Here is a 6,883-nt window from a genome sequence, read left to right on the forward strand (position 1 = left end):
ATTTATTAAATCAAGTCTAATCGCCCAAGATTTTAATTTAATTAATTCTAATAATGTATTAGATTTTATTTATAGAGTAGAAGAAAATAAACCTATAGGATATTATAGTAGCATTTACCAAATAGGGAATAATAATTTAGCGAATTTACTAATGCAGAATAGTACTATTTCTATTCAACAAGTAGGAAATCAAAATGTTTTACTTTTCAACTCAGGAAATGCAGATGGTGTGTATAATTCGCTTGATGTATTTATGAGAGGAAATCAGAATATGGTTGAAATTATAGGTGTAAACTCTATTTCGAATGGAATGAGTTTAGAAATATTTGGAAATAATAAAACAGTGATAATAAGTAACAGATAAATCGTACAAAATGAAAAAAGCAGTTTGTTTTTTTGTGTTATTTATGTTGAATTTAGCATCAGCTCAACAAATAAATATTACACCATCTATAGATGTTAATCAGGTTGAAAATATGATCTCATTAAAAGCTTTTGTTTTAAATAATGATGAGGTTATTCATGATTTAAATTATTTATTAATTGCCATAAAAAAAACTGAAAGTAATAATTTGTCAAACAACAAACAAGAAGGACAATTTGTTATAGCTGCTTCTGAAAAAAAGAATCTTTCAGAATTAAGATTAAACATTAGCAAAGGAGATGAAATAAAATCATATTTATTTATTAGAGATGAAATCAACAATAAGTTAATTGCTAAGGATTCTATATTAATTAAATATAAAGAAAAAAATTCAGAAGAAGAAATAAGTTCAAAAACAGAAGCTGTCTTCTTAAAAGAAGATTTTGTTATCAAAGGTTTAGTTATCGATCAAACCAAAACAAAATTTGGTCGAGACTTTTTCGATAATTTTTATTCCGCTTACAATTTAATGAATGAAAAATATCCTTTTGTTACAACTATAACTGAAGTTCCATCATTAGGTAGAACTTCAATTATTCAAATAGAAGATAGAGATAAATTGTTACACAGTTTTAGGGTAGAACCAAAAGAAGAATACATAAAAATGCAAGTTGATTATACTTTAAAACTATTAAATCAATACAACAATGAATTAAACTTTATCAGTGAGCAATTATCTGCTCCATAAAAATTAACTAAAATGAAATTACCTATTCTATTAACAAGCCTATTATTTATTGGCTCCTATATCAATGCTCAGCAATTGGTATACAAACCTATCAACTCTGCCTTTGGAGGTGATAATTATAACTACAATTGGTTATTAAGTTCTGCAAACGCTCAGAATCAATTTAAAGTTGACATGGGGTTTAATAACTTTAAACAAAATACTGCTGTGAGCAGTTTTGAAGACAATTTGCATCGTCAACTCTTAAATAAACTTACCACAGGATTAACTGGTACAGGATATAATGATGGAGGTTTTGAACCAGGTGTTTATAATCTCGGAAATTTATATGTAACAATTAAAGATTATTTTGGAGGATTGAATATCAGTGTGATAGATACAAAAACTGGTGAGCAAACTAATATAAATTTACCAAATTCGTATTAAAGTAAAAAAAGAAAAAATGTATAAACTAATATGTAACCGAATAAAAATACATTTCTCTCTAGCGTTTTTACTGATTATTTTTTTTACAAGTTGTCATGCATTACTAAATGCACCAACAGAAAAAGAAATTTCAACTTTAGGTGAAGTAACTCCTTACACAAAAAAATTAAAATCTTTACCTCACCCAAATGAAAAAGTAGTTGTTGCTGTTTATAAGTTTAAAGATCAAACAGGACAATATAAACCATCTGAATTTAATGCCAATTGGAGTACAGCAGTTCCGCAAGGAACGACTTCTATTTTACTTAAAGCATTAGAAGATTCGAAATGGTTTACAACGATAGAACGAGAAAATATTAGTGATTTGTTGAATGAGAGACAAATCATTAAATCGACAAGGCAAGAATATGCAACCTATCAGACAACAGAAGATAATAAGACAAATACTAAAATGCTACCACCACTTTTGTTCGCAGGAATTATACTTGAAGGAGGCATTGTTTCATATGATTCTAATATTATGACAGGTGGAGCTGGAGCAAGGTATTTTGGTATTGGAGGTAATACAGAATATAGACAAGATAGAATTACTGTTTATTTACGAGCTGTTTCGACAAATAATGGAAAAATTTTAAAAACAGTGTATACCTCAAAAACAATTTTATCTCAAAGTGTGAGTGGAGGTTTTTTTAGGTATGTAGATGTAGAAAGACTACTTGAAGCTGAAGTAGGGATAACCAAGAATGAACCAGTTCATTTAGCGGTAAAAGAAGCTATAGAAAAAGCTGTTTATGACTTAATCATAGAAGGTTCAAAAGATGAATTATGGCAAGTTGAACAACATAAGAAAAAAGAATTTGATGAACTAGTAGCTGCTGCGGCTGTTGAAGATTCAATAAATGATTTCAGAGTTGATAATAGAATTTTAAAACCGAGAAGAGGAACTTTTGCTGTTCATGGAAGTTTCACAGGTAATTCAATTCAAGGAGATTATCGGGATAGTGAGATTAAACCAGGATTTACTGTTGGAGCTAAATATTTTTTTACAAAGAATATTAATTTCGGAGCAAGTTTTTCAAGATCTTCTTTAGAAAATAAAACACTATTCTATCAAAAGTTCAATACTATTGATTTGAATCTGGAGTATATCTTTTTACCAGAAGACAATTTATCCCCATTTGTATATGGAGGTGTAGGTGTGTTATCTTCTGAAAAATTGAATAGGGATCTGAAAGGAAAAGTAAATGTAGGAGCTGGTTTTGAGTATATGGCTCTTTCATCTCTTGGTATACGTGCTTTTGGAGAATACGATTTTGGTTTCAATGATGATTGGGACAATTATGTGGGAGGTAAACGAAAAGATAATAAAATTGTATTTGGTGCTGGATTAAGCTTTTATTTTGGTCATAAAAAATAATAAACTCAATTGAATCATGAAAAAATATATGAAAATATTTTTCCTTTTATTGAAAACACTTCTTCTATGTTTATTTTTCCTCCAATGTAGTGAAGATTATGTAGAAGGATCTGAAAAGGGTGTGATAAAAGGAATTGTGGTTAAACACAAAACAAATGAACCTTTAGCAAATGTAAAAATATCAACTGCACCAACTACAAGTACTATTTTTACAGCAAGTGATGGTAGTTTCGAAATTAAAGATGTTCCTATTGGTGATTATTCGGTAAAAGCAGAATTACAAGGATATATTATGGAAGTTCAAGGCGTTAACATTGTAGAATTTGGTCAAAACGTAAGTTTAGTTTTTGAAATGAAGGACGACAATGCTTTAAATAGTCCACCAAGTGTTCCTGTATTACTAACACCAGTAGACAATGCAACAGATTTGGGATTAAGTGTAAATGTAACGTGGAGTTGTACAGATTCTGATGATGATGAAATTACATATAAACTTATTCTAAAGAATAATAAAAATAGTGATGTTCTAGAGTTTAAAGATTTAAAAGAACAAAATTTCACATTTGATAATTTGAGTTTTGGAACAAGTTATTTTTGGCAAGTAGTAGCTTCTGACGGAATTAATGAAAAGGTATTTAGTAGTACGAATAAATTTACAACAAGTGCTATTCCTCCAAATAGAATTCATTTTGTACGTTTACTTGGCGATAATCATGTAATTTACTCAACTGATGAAGCTGGTGATAATTTCAAATTTACACAAGAATCAGTAAACTCATTACGACCAAGAAAAAATAATTCGGCAGGACTTGTTTCTTTTATGAGAATGGTAGAAGGAAATATGCATTTATTTACTGCTAAATTGGATGGATCTAATATATTTAAAGTGACCAAAATTCCTGTTACTGGTTTTAATAATAATGAAATTGACTACGCATGGAGTGCAAATGGAAGTGAGTTTATTTATCCAAATTACAATAAATTATATCGAATAAACAAAGATGGAAGCGGAACACAATTGGTTTACACAACTAATGATAATAGTTATATAACAGAATGTGCATGGAGTAACGATGGGTCTAAAATTGTTCTAAAAACAAACAATATAGATGGATATAGCGTTAAGATTTTTATTATAGATCTTATGGGAAACACCATTAAGACTATTTTAGAGAATGTCACAGGAGCAGCAGGAGGATTAGATATTTCTGTAGATGGATCAAAAATATTATACGCACGGGATATTTCTGGTTTCGAAAGTTCAAATTATAGACAATTAAAAACGCATTTGTTCATATACAATTTAAATACTGATACTGTAGAAGATATATCAGATTTATCGGAAATACCAAACGGGTTTATAGATGTTGACCCTAGATTTTCTCCGAATGAGGCGGAGGTAATTTTTACACAAACTTCTAACGACGGAATCTCTAGAAAGGATATTTATAAAATTTCCTTAAGCGCAGACGATCAAGGTAATTTTAAAAGAACCTTACTGTTTGAAAATGCTTGGATGCCCGATTGGGAGTAGGTTACATCATTAGTTAAGAGTCCCTTTGGTACAAACTGAAGGGATTCTTTTTAAAATAAGATGTTATTATAATTTAAAAACTATAAACAAATTGATTTTTTTGCATTGAATCGATCAATACATATTGATTGAGAAGAAATGAAAAGAAAAATAATCAAGTATTGATATTAAAAAAAAATTGTTCAACTTTTGAATCGTATTTTTTTATATAAAGATTAATCAATTAAATTATGTTTTATAGCAAATCGTATTAGTCCAATAGAATTTTTTATTTGTAATTTCTGAAAAATTCTTTTTCGATGTGTTTCTACAGTATTAAAACTTATAAAAAGTTTGTTGGAAATCTCTTTACTGTTGCACCCATCACAAATAAGTTTTATAACTTCAAGCTCTCGATTCGTTATACTATCTAATATTTCACTCATATTTCTATTTTCTATATTGTTTTTGTTACTAAAATTTTGAATAATACGATCTTTTAGTTCATTTCCCATATAAGATTCTCCCATAGAAATACATTGTATGGCTTCTATCAAAGTCTTTGTTTCGTTATGTTTTTCAATAAAACCATTAATCCCCAATTTAAAAAGTTCAGCAACTTTTTTTATTCTATTATCACCTGTTAAAATAAGTATTTTAACAGAACTATGTTGTTTTCGGATTGTTTTAATTAAATTAATAACATCATCATTATTAAACGTTACTTCAGTAATAAGTAAGTCAATTTCATTACTATTTAACCAATTTACTGTATCGTTTAAATTTGTAGAATAACCTATAATATTATAACTTTTTTTCTTATGAAGCAACGACACCAATCCGTCGATAACAATTTGGTGCTGATCTAAAATAAAAATTTTCATATGTAGTTGGTTAGTTTAAAATAATTGTTTCCAAGCGAGTCTATCCCAAAATTCAAAATGGTTTTACAATCGTCTTAAAAATTAACGTATTTAGAGATAAACTTGAATTAGCTACTCCAATAGATGGAATAGTACTAGGGCATTATCTGCTAATGAAGTGTTTCTCATAGCTTCAGAGAGTAGAGGAATAAGAATTCCTTTACTATTAGATACAACATCAAGTACAGTTGTAGAATTTAGAGTAGTTATGTTAATACCTACCTGAGCATTAATTGGTTAAAACCAAATGACACACAAAAAAGAATAAAATTTTCCATATTCATGAATGAATTTAGTTCATAATAATCGTAATTTTATTGGCTTTTTTATAAAATTAAATAGCTAAAAATAATTATAATTGCGTTTTTTAATAATCTATATGTAAAATTAATAATTTATTTTTATATTCTTTTGTAAAATAGGGAGACAATTGAGGGGACAAACTCAATTTATCACAATTTATTAAATAATTGATATTCAGTTAAAAATGGATAAGTAATTAAATGTATGTTTTTTATAGTTTAAAATTTAAGAATTTTATTAAGTCTATTTTATAATGAAAAGGTATAAGTGATCCAAAATGGTATTAATCGCTTTTTATAAAAGATTATAAGCTGATTTACATTTATAACGTTGTTAGCCATTCATTGTTCTAACATATTTGATTAATTTAACGGAGCAATTGGAACACACTTTTGTTTGATTTTCAATAGTAAAAGTTGATTTGTCATATATTGTAAGATGTAATTTATGCTAAAAGTTGCTAATAACACATTTGATACACAAGGTTATCAGATCAATTGATTTTAGGTATTTTAAGGACATAAAAATACCCGATAATAGATAGTATTCTATTATCGGGGTTGATTTTTTATTGTTAAATGACCTGTAATAAGTGTTTTGTAGTATAACAACACTTCTGATACACTACCTCATTTCATTAGTTTTTATATTTTACTTATACTTAAAAAACACTACTTTAAGAAGATCAGATATTAGAAATAGAATTTCTAAAATTGAAAATGATTATAATTCATCTATTAACGAAGATAAATTTCAAAAATTATTAGATTTATTAAAAGGTAACAACCCTGAATTTCTTATACTATTTAAAGAATTATATCCAGATTTAGTAACAAAAATAAAAACTTTGAATCCTAGTATTAAAAGTTCTGAATTATCTTTTTGTGCAATGCTTTATCTAAATTATTCGACAAAAGATATTGCCGAAATCACATTTGTTACAGTAAGAGCTGTGCAAATAAGAAAAAATAGATTAAGAAAAAAATATAATATTGATTCTGATATTGATATTAATAAATGGATGAGAAATTTATAATTAATAAATGTAAGAAAGACATTAATGAAAAATTATACAAATTTAAAATTCATTTAACTTAAAGAGATTAAAAAAAAATGGTTAATGAAAATAATCAATCTTTTTGAGTTAAATAAAATATACATTTAATCCACATATCTTTTAAAGATTTAT

The 6,883-nt window shown here is 27.2% G+C and carries 7 protein-coding genes; 6 read left to right on the forward strand and 1 reads right to left on the reverse strand.

What is annotated here, in order from left to right:
• The 5 genes from N5D90_RS16820 to N5D90_RS16840 form a co-directional block, all read left to right on the forward strand.
• Positions 1-364: hypothetical protein (locus tag N5D90_RS16820; RefSeq protein WP_280063431.1), on the forward strand; the 364-nt coding region annotated here is incomplete at its 5' end.
• 10 nt (positions 365-374) lie between these two features.
• Positions 375-1,112: a CsgE family curli-type amyloid fiber assembly protein gene (locus N5D90_RS16825; RefSeq protein ID WP_280063432.1), complete on the forward strand. Its 738-nt coding sequence runs from the start codon at positions 375-377 to the stop codon at positions 1,110-1,112.
• A 12-nt stretch (positions 1,113-1,124) separates the two neighbouring features.
• Positions 1,125-1,538: a curli assembly protein CsgF gene (locus N5D90_RS16830; protein ID WP_280063433.1), complete on the forward strand. Its 414-nt coding sequence runs from the start codon at positions 1,125-1,127 to the stop codon at positions 1,536-1,538.
• Between the two features lie 16 nt (positions 1,539-1,554).
• On the forward strand, positions 1,555-2,955 hold the full coding sequence (locus N5D90_RS16835; RefSeq protein WP_280063434.1) for a CsgG/HfaB family protein: 1,401 nt from the start codon (positions 1,555-1,557) through the stop codon (positions 2,953-2,955).
• A 28-nt stretch (positions 2,956-2,983) separates the two neighbouring features.
• Complete coding sequence (locus N5D90_RS16840) at positions 2,984-4,489, forward strand: carboxypeptidase regulatory-like domain-containing protein (protein WP_280063435.1); 1,506 nt, start codon at positions 2,984-2,986, stop codon at positions 4,487-4,489.
• A gap of 215 nt (positions 4,490-4,704) precedes the next feature.
• On the opposite strand, the gene N5D90_RS16845 is transcribed toward N5D90_RS16840, so the two are convergent.
• On the reverse strand, positions 4,705-5,352 hold the full coding sequence (locus tag N5D90_RS16845; RefSeq protein WP_280063436.1) for a response regulator transcription factor: 648 nt from the start codon (positions 5,350-5,352) through the stop codon (positions 4,705-4,707).
• Between the two features lie 934 nt (positions 5,353-6,286).
• On the opposite strand from N5D90_RS16845, the gene N5D90_RS16850 reads away from it, so the two are divergent.
• Positions 6,287-6,730 carry a hypothetical protein gene (locus N5D90_RS16850; RefSeq protein WP_280063438.1) on the forward strand — a complete coding sequence of 148 codons (444 nt, stop codon included), beginning with the start codon at positions 6,287-6,289 and terminating at the stop codon, positions 6,728-6,730.
• Positions 6,731-6,883 lie beyond the last annotated feature (153 nt).

It is taken from the genome of Empedobacter sp. GD03797, from assembly GCF_029842105.1.
GTDB lineage: Bacteria > Bacteroidota > Bacteroidia > Flavobacteriales > Weeksellaceae > Empedobacter > Empedobacter falsenii_C.

Coding starts and splice junctions, on each gene's coding strand:
- N5D90_RS16830 (WP_280063433.1), top strand. CDS start 1,125: ATGAAATTACCTATTCTATTAACAAGCCTATTATTTATTGGCTCCTAT.
- N5D90_RS16835 (WP_280063434.1), top strand. CDS start 1,555: ATGTATAAACTAATATGTAACCGAATAAAAATACATTTCTCTCTAGCG.
- N5D90_RS16845 (WP_280063436.1), bottom strand. CDS start 5,352: ATGAAAATTTTTATTTTAGATCAGCACCAAATTGTTATCGACGGATTG.
- N5D90_RS16840 (WP_280063435.1), top strand. CDS start 2,984: ATGAAAATATTTTTCCTTTTATTGAAAACACTTCTTCTATGTTTATTT.
- N5D90_RS16825 (WP_280063432.1), top strand. CDS start 375: ATGAAAAAAGCAGTTTGTTTTTTTGTGTTATTTATGTTGAATTTAGCA.